Annotated in this window: 18 protein-coding genes; 7 read left to right on the top strand and 11 right to left on the bottom strand. The window is 54.5% G+C overall.

The window, feature by feature from the left end:
- Nucleotides 1-109 precede the first annotated feature (109 nt).
- Together CAMM_RS10085 and CAMM_RS10080 are read left to right on the top strand one after the other, a co-directional pair.
- Complete coding sequence (locus CAMM_RS10085) at nucleotides 110-1393, top strand: glutamate-5-semialdehyde dehydrogenase (protein ID WP_003847314.1); 1284 nt, start codon at nucleotides 110-112, stop codon at nucleotides 1391-1393.
- A gap of 79 nt (nucleotides 1394-1472) precedes the next feature.
- Nucleotides 1473-2384 (top strand): 2-dehydropantoate 2-reductase, encoded by a 912-nt coding sequence (locus CAMM_RS10080; RefSeq protein ID WP_003847315.1) that lies wholly within the window; start codon nucleotides 1473-1475, stop codon nucleotides 2382-2384.
- 31 nt (nucleotides 2385-2415) lie between these two features.
- Here the strand turns inward: CAMM_RS10080 and CAMM_RS10075 are convergent, their stop codons facing one another.
- Entirely contained in the window at nucleotides 2416-2889 is a 474-nt protein-coding gene (locus CAMM_RS10075) for an S-ribosylhomocysteine lyase (RefSeq protein ID WP_003847317.1), read from the bottom strand.
- A gap of 77 nt (nucleotides 2890-2966) precedes the next feature.
- On the opposite strand from CAMM_RS10075, the gene CAMM_RS10070 reads away from it, so the two are divergent.
- Nucleotides 2967-4178: a hypothetical protein gene (locus CAMM_RS10070; protein ID WP_003847319.1), complete on the top strand. Its 1212-nt coding sequence runs from the start codon at nucleotides 2967-2969 to the stop codon at nucleotides 4176-4178.
- A 15-nt stretch (nucleotides 4179-4193) separates the two neighbouring features.
- On the opposite strand, the gene CAMM_RS10065 is transcribed toward CAMM_RS10070, so the two are convergent.
- The 6 genes from CAMM_RS10065 to CAMM_RS10045 all read right to left on the bottom strand — a co-directional run bounded on the left by CAMM_RS10065 (nucleotide 4194) and on the right by CAMM_RS10045 (nucleotide 7937).
- Nucleotides 4194-5567 (bottom strand): NAD-dependent succinate-semialdehyde dehydrogenase, encoded by a 1374-nt coding sequence (locus tag CAMM_RS10065; RefSeq protein WP_040355406.1) that lies wholly within the window; start codon nucleotides 5565-5567, stop codon nucleotides 4194-4196.
- A 123-nt stretch (nucleotides 5568-5690) separates the two neighbouring features.
- Nucleotides 5691-5951, bottom strand: a complete 261-nt coding sequence (locus tag CAMM_RS10060; protein WP_003847321.1) for a glutaredoxin — start codon at nucleotides 5949-5951, stop codon at nucleotides 5691-5693.
- A 31-nt stretch (nucleotides 5952-5982) separates the two neighbouring features.
- Nucleotides 5983-6225 (bottom strand): hypothetical protein, encoded by a 243-nt coding sequence (locus CAMM_RS10055; RefSeq protein ID WP_003847322.1) that lies wholly within the window; start codon nucleotides 6223-6225, stop codon nucleotides 5983-5985.
- 10 nt (nucleotides 6226-6235) lie between these two features.
- Nucleotides 6236-6493 (bottom strand): VOC family protein, encoded by a 258-nt coding sequence (locus CAMM_RS13135; protein WP_003847325.1) that lies wholly within the window; start codon nucleotides 6491-6493, stop codon nucleotides 6236-6238.
- A 9-nt stretch (nucleotides 6494-6502) separates the two neighbouring features.
- Nucleotides 6503-7123 (bottom strand): VOC family protein, encoded by a 621-nt coding sequence (locus tag CAMM_RS10050; protein ID WP_003847327.1) that lies wholly within the window; start codon nucleotides 7121-7123, stop codon nucleotides 6503-6505.
- 58 nt (nucleotides 7124-7181) lie between these two features.
- Nucleotides 7182-7937, bottom strand: coding sequence for a TetR/AcrR family transcriptional regulator C-terminal domain-containing protein (locus CAMM_RS10045; RefSeq protein WP_075761556.1), 756 nt, complete (start codon nucleotides 7935-7937; stop codon nucleotides 7182-7184).
- 453 nt (nucleotides 7938-8390) lie between these two features.
- On the opposite strand from CAMM_RS10045, the gene CAMM_RS10040 reads away from it, so the two are divergent.
- Entirely contained in the window at nucleotides 8391-9005 is a 615-nt protein-coding gene (locus CAMM_RS10040; protein ID WP_003847332.1) for a DedA family protein, read from the top strand.
- Between the two features lie 89 nt (nucleotides 9006-9094).
- Here CAMM_RS10040 and CAMM_RS10035 read toward each other — a convergent pair whose 3' ends face one another.
- Both CAMM_RS10035 and CAMM_RS10030 read right to left on the bottom strand, forming a co-directional pair.
- Entirely contained in the window at nucleotides 9095-10570 is a 1476-nt protein-coding gene (locus tag CAMM_RS10035; protein WP_003847334.1) for an NAD-dependent succinate-semialdehyde dehydrogenase, read from the bottom strand.
- Nucleotides 10571-10671: 101 nt separating this feature from the next.
- Entirely contained in the window at nucleotides 10672-11409 is a 738-nt protein-coding gene (locus CAMM_RS10030; protein ID WP_003847335.1) for a sulfite exporter TauE/SafE family protein, read from the bottom strand.
- A gap of 129 nt (nucleotides 11410-11538) precedes the next feature.
- On the opposite strand from CAMM_RS10030, the gene CAMM_RS10025 reads away from it, so the two are divergent.
- A complete protein-coding gene (locus CAMM_RS10025) occupies nucleotides 11539-12204 on the top strand; it encodes a DUF1801 domain-containing protein (RefSeq protein WP_003847336.1) in 666 nt (221 codons plus the stop codon).
- Nucleotides 12205-12228: 24 nt separating this feature from the next.
- On the opposite strand, the gene CAMM_RS10020 is transcribed toward CAMM_RS10025, so the two are convergent.
- Both CAMM_RS10020 and CAMM_RS10015 read right to left on the bottom strand, forming a co-directional pair.
- Nucleotides 12229-12945 (bottom strand): TIGR03089 family protein, encoded by a 717-nt coding sequence (locus CAMM_RS10020; RefSeq protein ID WP_003847338.1) that lies wholly within the window; start codon nucleotides 12943-12945, stop codon nucleotides 12229-12231.
- An 85-nt stretch (nucleotides 12946-13030) separates the two neighbouring features.
- On the bottom strand, nucleotides 13031-14683 hold the full coding sequence (locus CAMM_RS10015; protein WP_003847340.1) for an LCP family protein: 1653 nt from the start codon (nucleotides 14681-14683) through the stop codon (nucleotides 13031-13033).
- A gap of 374 nt (nucleotides 14684-15057) precedes the next feature.
- On the opposite strand from CAMM_RS10015, the gene CAMM_RS10010 reads away from it, so the two are divergent.
- Both CAMM_RS10010 and manB read left to right on the top strand, forming a co-directional pair.
- Nucleotides 15058-15894: a glycosyltransferase gene (locus CAMM_RS10010; RefSeq protein WP_276326356.1), complete on the top strand. Its 837-nt coding sequence runs from the start codon at nucleotides 15058-15060 to the stop codon at nucleotides 15892-15894.
- 89 nt (nucleotides 15895-15983) lie between these two features.
- Nucleotides 15984-17108, top strand: a complete 1125-nt coding sequence (gene manB, locus CAMM_RS10005; protein WP_003847343.1) for a mannose-1-phosphate guanylyltransferase — start codon at nucleotides 15984-15986, stop codon at nucleotides 17106-17108.
- The last annotated feature ends 281 nt before the right edge of the window (nucleotides 17109-17389 follow it).

Raw genomic sequence — 17389 nt, 5'->3', positions numbered from 1 at the left:
TCTTTGCGCGGCATTTGGCGACTTAGCTACCCACCCGGATGGATCACTATTGTGACTACTAGGTGAGATTTCTGCCCAAGAGGTGGGCAAATTACGTAGACTTGGCACCATGACTGATCAACAAACTCTTACTCGTGATCAAGAACGTGCGGAAGTACTCGATAAGGCAGCCAAGGCCAAGGAGGTAACTCCTGCAGTTGCCCGCCTGACTGCCCCGCAGAAAAATGAAATCTTGCTGGCTGCAGCAGAAAACCTGGTCGCCCAGACGGAGAAAGTCCTCGCCGCTAATGAGACTGACCTGCAGGCCGGTCGCGACCGCGGTATGGATGAATCCCTGCTGGACCGCTTGGCTTTAAGTGCAGAGCGCATTGAAGGTATCGCCGGCGGTCTGCGTCAGGTTGCCGGTTTGGCAGACCCGGTAGGTGAGGTCCTGCGTGGTCGCCGCATGGACAACGGCATCGAGATGAAGCAAGTGCGCGTGCCTTTGGGTGTCATGGGCATGGTCTATGAAGCACGCCCTAATGTCACCGTCGACGCTTTTGGCTTGGCTTTGAAGTCTGGCAACGTGGCCTTGCTGCGTGGTTCCAAGTCGGCACGTAATTCCAATGCGCAGCTGGTAGAAATCCTGCAGGATACGCTGGCGCAATTTAACGTTCCTCGTGAGGCAGTGCAGCTGCTGCCGTGCGATACGCATGATTCGGTCCAAGATCTGATTACTGCGCGTGGACTGGTTGATTTGGTCATTCCACGCGGTGGCGCTGGACTGATCAACGCTGTGGTTACTGGCGCAACGGTGCCAACCATTGAAACCGGCACCGGTAACTGCCACTTCTACATTGATGCTTCCGCTGATATTGACAAGGGCATCGAGATGGCTCTGAATGGCAAGACTCGTCGTTGCTCGGTGTGCAATGCAACCGAAACGGTGCTGTTGGATAAGGCATTGGATAAAGAAACTCAGCTGCGCGTCGTCAAAGCCTTCCAAGATGCAGGGGTTACCGTGCACGGTCACCTCGACGAGCTTGAAGCACTCGGTGCGGAAAATGTGCACGAGGCAGAGCAGTGGAATGAAGAGCACTTGACCTTCGATATCCGCATCACGGCGGTCGATGGAGTCAACGGCGCCATCGAGCACATCAAGAACTACACCACGGGGCACACCGAAGGCATCGCTGCACAAGATGCTGATGTGTTGTTGCACTTTGCCAATGAGGTGGATGCCGCTGCAGTTATGCTCAATGCTTCTACTGCCTTTACTGACGGTGAGGTCTACGGCATGGGCGCGGAGATTGGTATTTCCACGCAGAAGCTGCACGCCCGCGGGCCAATGGCCTTGCCGGAGCTAACTTCCACCAAGTGGATTTTGCAGGGCACTGGCCAGACCCGTCCATAATTGCTGTAGTTAATAAAGCACCGAGTTTTGCTCGGTGCTTTAATCGCGCCATCATGACGCAGAAAGAGATGAAAAGTACATGAAGATCGTGTTCATTGGTGCAGGTGCCATTGGTGGTTACTATGGCGGCCAACTGGCTAAGGCAGGACATGACGTTACCTACGTCGTGCGTCCTGCAACTCGTAAGGTCATCGACAGCGAAGGCCTGACGCTGATTAGTCCTGAAGGTACGGAAAAGGTCACCAACATCAGCACCGTGGGCAGCCTGGAGGAAGTGGACTCCGCAGATTTGGTCATCTCGGCCATCAAGATTGTGGGAGATCCTGATCTGCCGGAGAAGTTGCCTGCGGGCGCGGTCTTTATGACCACGGAAAATTCCGTGGAATACCCCATGTTGGCGCAAGAAAAATATGGTGCCGATAAGGTAATCCCTGCCGTCGTTCGTGCATTCATCCACCGCGAAGGACCGGCTACGTCCCACTTTATGGGCGGTGGGCTATCGCTGACTTTCGGGGCTTTGGAGCCAGCAACAGAATCGCTGGTGCAGGAATTTTATGAAGTATTAGCCGAGACGCCGATTAAGGCGAAGATTTATCCGGATATTCTCAGTGATGTGTGGATGAAGGCCATGCTGGTGACTACCTTTGGTGCGCTGGGCGCGGTAGTAGAAGAGCCCATTGGTATCTTGCGGACCACCTATCGTGACAGCTTGCGGGCGTTGATGACTGAGGCGGCACAGGTGGCGCGCACCGCGGGTATTGCGGTGAAAGATGATGCGGTTGATACCGTGATGTCGTTTACGGATGCACAGTCAGAAGACGGCACCGCCTCCATGCAGCGGGATATCCTCGACGGGTTGGATAGTGAGTTGGATTCTCAGGTCGGAGGTATCGTGCGCTTTGCTAATAGTCACGACGGTCAAGCGCCGCTGCATCAATTGGTGTGGGATACCTTGTCTGCGAAAAGCAACAAGCTCCGAGGCGAACAATAACGCACTCGGAGCTTGTGAAAGCTTTAAAAGCTTAAGCAGCCATGACCTGGCTCCACTCATCGCGCTTGGACAGCAGCTCACGAGCTGCTTCCTGAGCGCCCTCTAGGGAGTGGGAGTCGCCCCAGCCACACTGAACTTCGTTCGCGGCTGGAACCTCGGTGGCGTTGACGACGTCGTTGAGGCCCTTTTCCAAGATCTCGAGGAATTCATCGGTCTCGACACCGAGCATGAGGGCATAAAAGCCGGTCTGGCAGCCCATCGGGGAAAAGTCAATGAGCGCATCAGTGTGGTTGCGCAGATGCTCTGCCAGCATGTGCTCCAAAGAATGCACAGTAGGCATTTCCAAGTGCTCAACATTGGGCTGCTTGAAACGCACATCGTACTTCACCAGTACGTCGCCGCCTGGTAAATCCTTACGGTCCGCAATACGGACAAAAGGCGCAGCGACCGCACGGTGGTCAAGATTGAAAGATTCTACGTTCATTTTCTTCTGGTTATCAGTCATATCTCCCAGGGTAGTAGTTTTCTTCCGGTTTGTGTGACAGCCAGAAGTCGCAGCTAATGCGCACTAGGATGTGAGATATGTCGAGGTTGGAACGTGAGCTTGCATCAGCACTGGCTCAATCCTTGCAAGCCCAAGAATTTACGCTGCTAGAGACGATGTGGGTAAAACCCGTCGCCGGCATGGCCAATGCGTATCTCGCTGTGGAAGCACCGCTGGGTTCTGCGGTATTTCATGATGAGTCTGAAACAGCGCACTTCACGCCGATTTTTCGCCTGCTGGTTGATATCAGTCAGGTGCAGCATTTACTGCCGCCCGAGGCTTTCACTGGGATGTTGAATGTTGATGGCCGCATGTGGGGACAGCTGTGGGCGCAGCGGCCTTTTGATTTAAGCGATATCATCCCGACCACCATTGGGGTGCGAAACGCTCAGGAAATTTCTCGGGCAACCGAGCACTTTTTGCTGGGCAGACTCAAGATCTTTGAAGAACAAATTGATCTCTTGGCATGGTCAATTCAAGGTTTACAGGAGCTGTCGCTAGAGCTTGTCGATGGCTACTGGTTAAGCACTGTGCACTGGAAGACGCTGATGATGGTGTTGGCAGCCAATGGGCGCGAAGCGCGCGCGGCGTTTGAGCACACAGCGCAGCTTATCGATGCTTATTATGACACCACCATTGGTGATGCCTACTTGCAGCTACTCGATGCCGCCCCGATGGACCGATTGAAGCTGTGGTATTTGGTGGGGGCTGATGAGGATCCGACGGATTTTCAGATTCCGCCTGCCCCGCGTCCTGGAACAATCGTGCCCAGTCGCGCCGGGTGGCGCCGCCAACCCATGCCCGCGCGTGCACCGAGTGGACAGCGCGTGCAACCTATTGATTTGAATTGGCCAACGGATGATATCTCCGGGTGGGTAGAGCACAGCGCGCAGTGCCTGCGGGATTTTCTTGCGTACGATGTGGTCTTCGATGTCGACGTGGAGCACTTGGATTTTGCCCACGCGATGGCGCTGGAATGTCAGCTTCTCGATACTTTTGCTGATTACGCGGCATTTTCTCAGCCGCAGAATTTCTATCTGCCGACCGCGTATGTGCGTCTCTTCGGGGAGTTTTATCGCCAGCAGGTACCGGATGCGGCGTGGGTGCAGCACCCGGACGATAGCTGGCTGCACCCTGGTATCGCGCTTCCTGATGGCGAGGTCATCGACCTTTTTGCCATCTGCGAACAGATCTTTGATAAGCGCGATGGCATGGTCGTGGGCCAAGCCCTGCCGCTGGGACAGTACTAGGCCGCGCAGTCAGTACTAGTCGGCGACGTAGAACAACTGCTTGTTGACGAATTCATCCATGCCCAGTGGTCCGAGCTCGCGGCCATAACCGGAGCGCTGGATACCGCCGAAGGGCATTTCGGCACCTGCGGTGCCTGGAGCATTAACCGCCATCATGCCGGTTTCAATCTCCGCTGCGACCTTTTGTGCACGCTCTGTGTCGGTAGAAAATACCGAGCCACCGAGACCGAAGAGAGAGTCATTGGCAATGGCAATGGCTTCGTCATCGGTGGAGAACTTGTAGACGGACGCAACGGGGCCGAAGAATTCCTCGTGGAAGGACTCAGAATCCATAGGGATATCGGTCAACACGGTCGGCGAGTAGTAAGCACCTACATCGGCAATTACACCGCCGGCGCGCACGGTCGCGCCATTCGACGAGGCCTTTTCAATCTGCTTAGCCAAACGCTCCGCGGCATCCCGGGACGACAGTGGGCAGTACTTTGCGGCATCGCGGTCATCGGGAGTGCCGGGAGTCATCTGTTGTGCCAACTTCACCAGCTCTTCGACGAACTCATCGTAGATGTCCTCGTGGACAATCAAACGCTTATTAGAGGTGCACGACTGGCCGGTATTGGACATACGAGTCCACCATGCCTGCGATGCAGCTTCTGCGACATTATCGGTATCAAGGATGATGTAGGGGTCATTGCCGCCTAGCTCCAGCACGGTCTTCTTCAAATTCTTGCCGGCGTTCGCAGCGATGATTTCACCGGCGCGCTCGGAACCAGTCAGGGAAACACCGTGCACGCGGTTATCAGCGATGATTTCTGCTACCTGGTCGTGAGTGGCAAAGAGGTTGATATAAACGCCCTTGGGCACCCCGGCGTCGTTGAGCAGGGTTTGAATTGCGGAAGCAGAACCCGCGCAAATTTCGGCGTGCTTGAGCAAAATCGTATTACCCAACATCAGGTTCGGTGCGATAAAGCGTGCTACCTGGTAGAACGGGAAATTCCAAGGCATAACACCCAGCAGGGTGCCTAGAGGCAGGCGGCGAATGACGGCCTTGCCGGGGGAGTTGGTTGGAATTTCCTGATCGGCAGCGAAGTCTGCACCGTTGTCGGCGTAGTACTTCAAGATAGAAGCGCAGTACTTGACCTCGCCGACAGCTTCGCCCATGCGCTTGCCCATTTCTTGAGCGGCAATCTGCGCCAGTTCTACGCGGCGCTCCAGCATGAGGTCAGCCACGCGGTGTACAACCTCAGCGCGCTCCTCGAAAGACTTCTTGGACCAGGTCTTAAAAGCCTGGGCGGAGTCATCCAGGGCGGTATTAATATCTGCGTCAGTGGCAAAATCGTAGGTTGCTACGATTTCATCATTGACTGGATTTTGCGTGCGATACTGTTGCATTGTCATCCTCACTTTTTTACTAGGTTTCTGGGAACTAGATCCCACTGTAGGTAAGAATGTGACCTACGGCCATGAAATGGGGGATAAACAGTGCAAATGGGTGAGGCGGCAGCGCCAAATGCGCTACTTTTGCACAACCTTTTGGACATCTAAGGTGACCGAGGACGGATCCTCATCGGTCACAAATGCCGGAATTCCTAGATAGCCTTTGGTCTTTGCATCATCGAAGGCCGCGTTGGTATCGCGCAGGCGGGTGAATTCTTTGAGTGCTGGAACAGAGCCGGTGATGTCCACAAATTCATAGGGAGTCTGAGAATCTTCTAGAACCTTGTGTGCATCAACGCAATCGGGGCACATCATGGTGCCGTAAAACTTTAAAGCCATAATCTTTTCCTCTTCCTTTTCTTCTTTGGGGTTATTTCACATCAGCGACGGACAGCGTGATGTCGCCGCTCTCGGTGACAAAAGCGGGAATGCCAATGCGGCCTTCCTGGCGGGGGACATCGAAAAGCGAGCTCGAATCACGCAGCTGCAAAAATTCTTTCAGGTTTGCTTTGGAGCCGATGACTTCGATGAATTCGTACTCCGTGCCGGCCTCATCGAGTTCTTCGATCGCGGCGCGGCAACGTGAGCATTCCGTAGAGCCATAAAACTTCATGGTCACCTCCTTAGAAATCGTCAATAATGAGCTTTTTCATTTTCAACATATTGTCAAAGCCCTGCGGGCGGGCGAGAAGCTCCGAAAGATTTTCAGGAGCTATCTGCCAGCTTATGCCGTATTTATCTTCCAGCCAGCCGCATTGTTCTTTATCGGGGTCGGAAGTAAGAGCATCCCAGTACCGATCAAGTTCGTCCTGGTCTTTCACGAGCACCATCAAAGAGACTCCAGGGGTGAAGGTAAATGGCTGCGCAACGCCAGAATCCATCGCAGAAAATCATTGACCAGCTAGTTGGAAATCAGAATAAGCGACATCAGATGGCTGCGGGACGGATTCGGGTGAATTTTTATCTGCCGCTGCGCCCATCGCGTCATATGTGACGCGGATTCCCAACGCGGAGTCATCGAAAAGCCTTATATAGCCATCGACAGCTTCGGTCGCTTTGCCTTGGGCTGGCCCGCAATACATCAAGCTGGGGACGACAAAGGGCCGCGGGTCCTGGTCGGCACTGGTGAGCATGAGCTGCCAGTTGAATCCAAAGCGGTCAGCAACCCAGCCATACAGGGAGCTAAAAGGATATTCTCCCAAGTTCATCAGTACGGACCCGTCGTGGGAAAGTGCTTCCCAGACCCGGCGGAGGTCGCTTTCGGCGTCGTCGCTTGTAGCGGGGTCAAAATTTAGAAAGAAGCTGATCGCTGGGGTTGGAGTGGCATAGGGGCCACCGTTGATCAGCGCGATGCGGTAGCCATCAATATCGATCTCGGCGGTGACATCTTCGCCGGTGTCTGGGTTGTTAAACCGGTTGACTACCTGGGTATTAGGAAGGGTGGAGGCGTAAAAGTTGGCGGCTTCTGCAATGTTTTTATCAAACCAAAGGTGTGGCACGATTTTCTGCATGATCCCCAGCGTACGCCTGCGCCATGCCCTATCCCACAGTTTTTTAAAGCCGCTTGTGCTACGCCGTGCGTTTGTTGATCAGAGTTTCAATGCCATCTAGGACAATCGAAATGGCGAAATCTAATTGTGCTCTTTCGGTGGTGATCACTGGACGCTCTGCGACTTCATGGAGCAGAGGGAAGATGTCCTTGTTTTCATCATCCAAGGCTTCGGTGAGAAGTTCGTGGCGCAAAGCTGCAACAGAGTTCTGAGCAATGACAACATCGCGGGTATATGCAGAACACGTGTTGTTAATGACGGCGACGCTGCGAATGGCGGTATCGAGGTCCAATCCGGCATCGGTCAACGAACGCAGGAGCATTTCCGATGCGCGCAAAAACGGCGCAGCATTGTTAGAGCCGGTGCGCAGGTAATCAGAGAGTAGCCCTGCGGCGAGCATGCCATTGGCATTGCTATGGGCAAAGGCCGTGGCAATCGTGCGCCAATCGGCATCTTCGGGGACGCTAAGCTCGTCGAAGGCTTCACCAAATTCCACGGCAGCAACGATCGATAGGAGATTTTCCCGATCGTGGACGTAGTGATTGAGCGCTTTGCGATCCACGCCGAGGGTGTTCGCCACGGCCTGCATGCTCAGTTGGTTCTGCGGCAAAGAGCGCGCTGCGGCGACAATCTTTTCAATGTTCAACCCCGCACGGTGACCGCGGGGTCGCCGGAATTGACTATTGCGCTCGCCGGTCGGAGCTGTATTCACAGTTCGCGAAACCGGGGCAGCAGACTCGTAGGTATTGATGGGTTCACTAGTTGCTCCAGACACGGGATTAAGGATACAAACTTGAACGCTTCACGTCAGCACCTTGAACAGATTAAATATCAATCATGGGCACATGCAGCAACTTTAAGAATTTGTCGGGGGTAGTCGGGTGTGGTTTAAATTTCATTTTAGATTGCGTTGATGTCACCAAATACTGGCGCTGTTGTATCGATTGTCCCGCACCTGATTTCGCTTACCACTAGTTTCTGAGACATTAAGGTTAAAGCTTTTAATAATTTGTTTCCGCCTGCTGCGATTCTCGATATTTATTCAACAAACCCCGCGGGGGTACACTTTGGTTCCTTTTGGAGAATTGTCATGCCGGCAGCGGGAGTGGTTTTCGCTGGGTAAGTGATTTTTCGCGGGAATTCTGGTTCTGAGACTTCAGTTAGGTAAGCTAAGGCTAAATGAACTTGGATTGTATCCACGTGATAACCGTTTGGAGCGAATGCTTTTATGGATGAAATGCTGTCGAACTTCCCATTCTGGGGAGCATGGATATTCATGTATATCCTCGGAACGCTGCGCGGGCAGGGAACCTATTGGATTGGCCGTGGAGCATCTAGTGCAGCAACGCATGTCGGTTCAGACTCAGAATCTGAAAGTGCATGGAGCAAAATTAAGGCGTGGCTCAATAGCGATAAAACCAAGACCGGCCGCACATTAGTGCACAAGGTTGGTGTCGTTGCCGTTCCTTTGAGCTATCTGACCGTCGGCCTGCAAACTGCCGTGCTGGCAGGCGCGGGCCTGGTGCGGATCCAGTGGTGGAAATTTAGCTTGGCGCAGATCCCCGGCGCTATGGCCTGGGCGACTATCTACAGTGGCGTCGGATTAGCCGGATGGAGTGCCATTTTGGCGCTGTTTACCGGCGATGGCCTTGTACCAGCGCTCGTCCTAGTCGTGCTCTTTGCCGCTGTGATTGTAGCCATCGTGTTCATCACGAAGGAAGTGCGCAAGCATTCGGCAGCGAAGAATAAAGCCAGCACCACAGTAGACACCACCGAAGCTGCCCCAGCTGACGCTGAAGCTGGTGTGACCGCACAAGATAAGCACGCAGAGTCGCGACACTAGGTACCGTATCTTTTACTTTCCTATAAATACGACAAAGTCCGCTGCCCCTCGTCTTGAGGAGAGCAGCGGACTTTTTAGTTTTCTAACTCTTAGTTAGAAGGGTATGGATTGCGAATGCCGATGTACTGCACGGAGGTGTACTCCTCGATGCCCTCGGCGCCGCCCTCGCGGCCCATGCCGGATTGCTTAACGCCACCGAATGGGGCAGCAGCGTTGGAAATAACACCAGCGTTTGCACCCATGAGGCCGAACTCGAGGCCATCAGCAACGCGGAACATGCGGTCCATGTCTTCGGTGTAGACATAGGATGCCAGACCGAATTCGGTGTCGTTGGCAATCTTCAGTGCTTCATCTTCACTGGAGAAGGTGAGGATAGGAGCAACTGGGCCGAAGATCTCTTCCTGAGCTACGCGGGAGTCAGGGGAGACGTTAGTTAGTACGGTTGGCTTGTAGAAGTAGCCATTGCCGTCCAGGCGTTCGCCACCGACAAGCACCTTGGCGCCGTGCTCGACTGCGTCGTCCACGAAAGAAGCGATGGAATCCTGAGCCTTCTTCTCTACCAATGGGCCACAGGTAACGCTTTCCTCGAGACCATTGCCGAGCTTGAGTGCGCCAATCTTGTCGGCGAACTTCTGAGCGAATTCATCAGCAACTGATTCGTGGACGATGAAGCGGTTTGCTGCGGTGCAGGCTTCACCGATGTTGCGCATCTTTGCGCCCATGGCACCTTCGACAGCCTGGTCAATATCGGCGTCTTCGAAGACGATAAATGGTGCGTTGCCGCCCAACTCCATGGAAGTGCGCAGCACATTGTCGGCTGCAGCCTTGAGCAAGGTCTTGCCCACTGGGGTTGAACCGGTAAAGGACACCTTGCGAAGACGTGGGTCAGCCATGACTGGTCCGGAGATAGCTGATGCTGAGTTACCGCAGACAACGTTGAGGACACCTGCTGGCAAGCCAGCATCCAGCATGGTCTGGGCGAAGTACTGCGAGGTCAATGGGGTGAGCTTGGCGGCCTTAAGAACCATGGTGCAGCCCGCAGCAATAGCTGGCGCGACCTTGCGGGTAGCCATAGCCAGCGGGAAGTTCCACGGGGTAATCAGCAAGCAAGGACCGACTGGCTTGCGGCGGGTAATCATGTTTAGAGTGCCCTCTGGGGCAGGGAAGGAACGACCGTAGTCACGGACTGCTTCCTCGGAGAACCAGCGTAGGAACTCGCCACCGTAGGTAACTTCGCCGCGGGATTCAGCCAAAGGCTTGCCCATTTCCAGGGTCATTAAGGTTGCAAAGGTTTCGGAGCGTTCCTGAACTAGATCGAAGGCACGACGCAGGATGTCGGAGCGCTCACGTGGGGAGGTTGCAGCCCACTCATCTTGTACAGCACACGCAGCGTCCAAAGCGGCCATTGCGTCATCCTCACCTGCAGAAGCGAGGGTTGCGATTACCTCACCGGTTGCAGGGTTTTCCACATCAAAGGTTGCACCGTCTTTCGCATCAACCCACTCGCCATTGATTAATAGGCCGGTAGGGACTTTGGACACAACCTCTGAAATGTTGGCAGTCATTTAAATCTCCTTCATTTTGTTTCTTGACCTGATCCACACTAGTCCCAATTGCAGATTTGTGGGACAAAAGAATTGGTTATCCTTAGCCATTTGTACACCCGCTACCCCAATAGGGATTGAATAATGAGCACGAGCGACGCCCCGATGGAGACAATGATGACGGTTCGGTTGAGAAGGCGGCGATCAACAAAACGATTGAAGTAGTTGGCAGCCACCAGCCCCAAGATGGCTAGCGGTAAATAAATCACTGCGTATTTCAGTTGGTAGGTCGTAATCTGCCCGCCAATAGCTAGTGTCACCATGGAGACAATACTGCCGAAGACAAAGGTGGCCGCGAGAGTGCCGCGAGCCTTCGCGGGATTGAACGTCTTCATCAACAGCGCCATGGGAGGGCCACCGATGGAGGTGGAGGTGCCGAGAAAGCCCGATAAGCCACCGGCGATCAAAGTATTTGGGGCATTGACTTTGGGCGTCCACCCTAAAGAGCTCAAGATCATGGTGAAAATGACGGCGCAGCCAATAAAAAGCTGCAGGGAGTTCGTCGTGAGCACCGCCAGAGCCCATACTGCGAGGAAGGTTCCGGGTAAACGCGCAAAGTTGGAATAAAGCACCATCTTCCAGTCGGTTTCCGCCCACGCGCGGTGCAGGGTGGAACAGGCGATGATAAAAGCTAGGCACAGCACGACGACTGGAACCAGGTCTGGTTTCAACAGAGCCATGATGGGGGTGGAGATAGTGCCGAGTCCGAATCCGATGACGCCCTGGACGGTGGAACCGATAAAGATAATGAGCCCGAGGAAGATATACATGAGTGCGTCATTGGAAATGAGGGTGTCCATCGAAGCTACCTTTCTCCGGCGTAGATTGAGCCGCAATATAGCGTACGCGCATTGCGATTGCATAGCGCAATTGGTGGTAATCGAAGGATTTAGACATACGCGGCCGGCGCATTGTTTACACTCGGGGACATGACTGATTTCGTGGATGTTCCGGGTGTTGGAAATCCAGCACGCCGCGCACTAGCTGACAATGGCTATCCAGATTTAGAGTCGCTGCATGGCGCGGACTATCAATCCGTTTTGGCACTTCATGGCGTGGGAAAGCGTGGGTTAGAACGCTTGCAGGCAGCACTTGTAGAGCGCGGCTTGAGCATGTCCGGAAAGATCCCGGCACCGCAGCCGCGGAAGAATGAATGGTCCATTGGCCATACCGGCGTACAAGATGCAGATATTAAGACCCATGCCGGCAGTGATGCTGACTTAGATGAATATTTATCCACCTTAGAAGGTCGCCGCATAAAGCACGCAGAAATTCTGCTTGATATTTTTCATCGTGCCACGGGTGATACCCCACGGCTGTGGGGACCGTCGATGATTGGATATGGACAGGCGCACTATAAATACGCCACCGGGCGCGAAGGAGATACCTTTCGCGTGGGCTTTTCGCCGCGCAAGGCCAAGCTTTCGCTTTATGGAATTCAAGAAAGCCCGCGGTGGGAGCAATTGCGCGACAAGTTAGGCAAACACACAACGGGGGCATCGTGTGTGTATGTCAATAAGCCGGAAGATATTGATCTAGCAGTGCTCGAACAGCTTATTTCTGAGACCTGGGAGGCAGGGCCACAAAGCTGTTAGGCACTAGAAGCTAAAGCTGGGGGGTTAAAGCTGCGCGGTGGTGTTTTCATTCGCAGCAATTTGCTGCAGACGCTCAGCGGTGGTTAGACCAGCGACGACAACGGCGGAGCCGCCAGCGGCCAGGGGGTGTAGCACGCTGACGGTAAACGATTCCTTATCGTGCCAGCCTGTCGACAACAGACGAGAGGCAGAGCCAGCGTCTGGGTACAGTTCGGGCAACGGCGTGGTGGAACCAAAGTAATCGTCGCCGTAAAAGCGCACGGTGGGTCCGAAGTCAATTGCACCAGCAGGTAGCTCGCCGCCGGATTCTGCTACGCCTCGTCCAAAGGGATCGTCGGTGACTAAAGCAACATCGGGTGCAGAGCCATCCGAGGCAGCGGCGACATTGCCAACGCTGTAGAGCTCAAATTTATCGGGGGAGGTAAATACAGCATCGGCGACAATTTGTGGACTGCTATCGTCTGCCTCGCGAGGTTCCGAGGAGTTCACGAAATCGAATTGGACACCGGCAGCCAGTGAACCGAGGGCCACAACTGCGGCTTGCCAGGTGACAGGCAGGTCGATGAGAAGGGCAGAGTCGGTGTCTAATTCCAGCTCTTCTTCCAGCAGGTTGGCAATCTTTGCCACCCAGTTCTCTAGCGTTTGTGCAGAGAAATCCATGCGGGCGCCGGTCGATTCGTTATATACCGTCAATCGGGGAGCGGCAGGGTCAGCAGTGAGCAAATGATTAAGCATGTCCATACCTGCCCATCGTAGGCAAAACCCCGCTGGCGCTCCGTGAAAAATTTCAAACGGGCAGCACAGCGGGGTGGGTACGGGCGGAAACTTAGTTCACGCAGCGGGGGCCGTCGCCGCCCGCGTCAATCTCCGGGCTGACTTCCGCAGCGCCAAAGTCACCGCCTGGGGTGCCCACGGTGTTTTCTGGGTCAGGCTCACTTTGTGAGGTCTCAGGCTCTGTAGCCGACTCATCAATTGGGCCGGAGTAATCATCGGCGGTAACAACTACCAACGAAGAAGCATCGAGGCCTTCGTTCGCGGTAATGGGCAGGCCACCGAGCTGCTCAGAGAGCGCAATCGCCCGGGGATCGGAAGGATTTGCGGCAACAATTTGGGACTCGGCGTAGACACCTGGCATGGCATTAGAGGTTTCTTCGATGGTGTAGCCGGTGTTTTCCAACCAAGCGGCCAGGCCACTTGCCATGCCGGAAACCGAGCCGGCGTTGAGCACATGCAAGGAGATATCATCAGCTACTGGCTCGTCACCAGAGTCTTGAGATTCTTCTGGCTTTTCTTCGGGTGCCGGAGCCTCTGACGAGGTCTCAGAGACAGCGAGGTCTTCGAAGAACTGGTGTACCTGCTTGGGATCGACGGTGACGATGGATTCGCCGTAGTCACCGGTGCCATCCACAGAGGTGACCGGGATGGTGTTGAAGGTGACGTTGCCGCCAGCCAAGTTCGCCATCTGGGTGGCAAAGCCCATGACATCCCAGTCTTCATCAATAATGACCGAGCGCTCCACGGCTTCCGAGATCTTGCTCAATTTGCTGGGGGAGGTCAGCGTGCCGGTGGACAGCACCTTGTTCACCAAAGAAGCCATGTATGCCTGCTGCCGCACGATGCGGTCTAAGTCGTTGCGCGGTAAGCCATAGCGTTGACGCACGAAAGACAGGGCTTCGGCGCCATCAAGGGTTTGCTCGCCCGCAGGGAACTTCGCACCCGACATGGGATCATCTACAGGAGCATTGAGACAAACATCCACACCATCGACGGCGTCGGTTAACAGCACAAAGCCCAAAAGACCGACTTCCGCGTAGTGGTCAATTTGAATATCAGTTAGCCCGTGGATGGTATCAAGCAAAGCGCCGCGGCCAGCATCAACGCCAGCCTGCTCAATTTCCTTTTCGGACAATTGCTTAGATTCAGCATCTTCGCCGTCGGCAGCGGCTTCATTCTCTGCCATCAGCTCATCGATCTTGGCAGTCTTATGCGCGGCATAGACACCATTGATCTTCATATTGCCGTGCTCATCGTCGTGCACATAAGTATCACGCGGGATAGAAACCGCGGTGGCACGAGAGCCATCATCGGGCACGCGGATCACCATCAAGGTATCGGTGTTTTCTTCGCCGTCATCAACACCGGCGTGAAGGTCGCCCAACTCCTCTTCGGAGAGTCTGTTGCCTTGTGCATCGGTACGCGAGTCTGAGCCCACGAGCAGAATATCGACAGCGCCATCGACATTATTTCGAGAGCCCTGGCCACCGTTTCCGTCACCGCCCAAGTTCAAGTTGGAAGCAGAGGACATGCCGCCACCAAGACGTCCGACGGTCAAATAACCAACGCCTGAAACCAACAGCACGATGACAGACAGAATCGCAATTAGAGTTTTAATTGCAGTGGAACCTGTCTGAGTCGTCACCGGAGCGCTAGTTGGCGCGGGTTGGATATCGCGCGCCTTCCGGAAATTTTCAGAGCTCACTTATATTTCGCTTCCCATTATTCAAGCGGGCAGGGTTTAAGAAACATCATTCTATGGCATAGAACCATGAATCCCGCATAATTAGCGTCCCGCATGCCGGGCAAGCCACGTGAGCGTAGAGAAAGCAGCGCCGCCAGATGCTTATCGATGCAGCTAAGCTTTGCTGCGGTCAGCTCTGAGAGGCACCCGTCACAAAGTTGTGATGCCCACAGTGTCAATTGCCAAGGTTAGTTGCTTGCTTGGGTACGCTAAGTGCCATCGTGAACGACTCAACTTCTTTTTCTGTGCCAACCGAACCCGGGCAACTCGCTCCGCGTGGACACGCTCAGCGTGGACGCGCTCCGCTCGGTCGAGCTCCGCTCGGGATAGTCACGGTGACTTATTCACCAGGTGACTACCTCAGCCGTTTTTTAAACTCCATCCCTGATGCGGTGGCGCAGGGGGCTCGCGTGGTCCTCGCCGATAATGGCTCGACGGATGGCGTTCCCGAACGCAGCGCTGCAGATACAGACTGGGTGGAGTTTTTAGATACCGGTGGAAACCTCGGCTATGGCGGCGGCATGAACGCCGGGGCAACTGCGTTGCTCAAAGCACGCGAGCTGGGTGAGATTGATTCAGAATTCTTGCTGCTGTCGAACCCGGATGTGGAATTTGCGCCAGAGAGCATCGATAAGCTTCTAGCGTGTGCACGGCGATGGGGCAACGCTGGTGCTATTGGCCCACTTATCGTGGAACCCGATGGGTCCATCTATCCCTCTGCGCGGGCGGTGCCGAGCATTATCAACGGCATCGGCCATGCAATATTTGCTGATATCTGGCCAAATAATCCCTGGTCCAAAGCCTATCGTGATGATGAGGATATGAATACTGAGCGCGAAGCTGGGTGGCTATCTGGCTCGTGCATCCTGGTGCGCTGGGACGCTTTTGAGGCCATCGGCGGCTTCGATGAGCGCTATTTTATGTACCTCGAAGATATTGATTTAGGCGACCGCTTAACGCGCGCGGGCTATATTAATGTCTTGTGCCCGAGTGCCAGTATTACCCATGCCCAAGGGCATTCGACTGCGGTGCATTCGAAAAAGATGCTGCGTGCTCATCATGACTCGGCTTATCGTTTCATCGCGGACCGCTATCCACGGCCGTGGCAAGCGCCTTTGCGGTGGGCCGTAAAAAGCGGCCTGGGTATTCGGTCAATCCTGCTGAGTTCTTAACAGACAGGCCCGCGCCGTAGACCGGAAATTATCCCGGCACCGCATACAATTTATTCACAATCTATCTCAAAAACTGAAAGGTTGCCTCCATGGCGAATAGCCTTCCCAGCGCACCAAGCGATGACAACCCGGGCGCTGCTGCCGAAAGGGCAGTAGACGCGGTGATCCTCGTCGGGGGACGCGGCACGCGGCTGCGCCCGTTGACCATTGGCACTCCAAAGCCGATGTTGCCGACGGCGAATCATCCTTTCTTGCAGCATCTTTTGGCGCGCATTAAGGCCGCAGGCATCAAGCACGTCGTGATGTCGACGTCTTTTAAGGCTGAAGTCTTTGAAGAATACTTCGGTGATGGCTCGGAGATGGGCCTGGATATTGAATACGTCGTGGAAGAAACTGCGTTGGGCACCGGTGGTGGCATCCGCAACGTTTATGACCACTTGCAGCATGACACCGTGATGGTATTTAACGGCGACGTTTTATCCGGCATGGACTTAGGTGAAATCCTCGATACGCATCACAGCAAAGATGCGGACTTGACCATGCATTTGCTCAACGTGAGCGATCCACGGGCTTTCGGTTGCGTGCCCACTGATGAAGATGGCCGCGTGTTGGAGTTTTTGGAAAAGACCGAAGATCCTCCAACCAATCAAATTAATGCCGGCTGCTATATCTTTAAAAAAGATCTCATTGCTACCATTCCGGAAAACCGCGTGGTCTCCGTAGAGCGCGAAACTTTCCCTGGTGTGCTGGAAGCTGGCTATAACGTTTTTGGACACGTGGATAACTCCTACTGGCGCGATATGGGCCGGCCCGATGATTTCGTCCGCGGCTCTTCTGATCTCGTCCGCGGCATTGCGCATTCCCCGCTTGTGGAAGGCAAGACTGGCGAGGCCTTGGTTGATCCCTCCGCAGGTGTGGCAGCAGGCGTCTTGTTGCTCTCTGGTACCTCAGTAGGGCGCGGGTGTGAGATTGGCGCGGGCAGCCGCCTTGACGGGACCGTGGTCTTTGATGGCGTGACCATTGAACCGGGCGCTACTATTTCCAATTCCATCATTGCCTCCGGCGCTCGCATTGGCGCTAATGCGCACATCGAAGATTGTGTGATTGGCGAAGGCGCCTCCATTGGCGCACGGTGCGAGCTGCTCAACGGCATGCGCATTTTCCCTGGGGTCGATATCCCAGATGCCGGAGTGCGTTTTAGCTCCGACGCCTAGTTTTTCTGGAAGGACACGTGCCGAATACGGGCACTGTCCTTCTTTTATTTTTCCTGACTGTAACGTCCTGGTTTCACAGCTGGATCCCAGAAAACAGGGAAAGTGGCGCGACACGCCGTAGTTTCCTGAAAATAGTTAACATCTTTCACAACCCCCACTACATGTAGTACCCCCGTGAAGTAGCCCCGGGTATGAACTCCTGTTACTAGTGTGACTATTGAGGTTAGTGACGTGCGGTTTTGTTGTCCGGGAGAAATATTCCTTCAAATCAGGTTGACGGT

Origin of the sequence: Corynebacterium ammoniagenes DSM 20306 (assembly GCF_001941425.1) — a bacterium.
Classification (GTDB): domain Bacteria; phylum Actinomycetota; class Actinomycetes; order Mycobacteriales; family Mycobacteriaceae; genus Corynebacterium; species Corynebacterium ammoniagenes.
The sequence above is the reverse complement of the archived record's forward strand: the minus strand, read 5'-3'. Positions and strand labels throughout refer to the sequence as shown.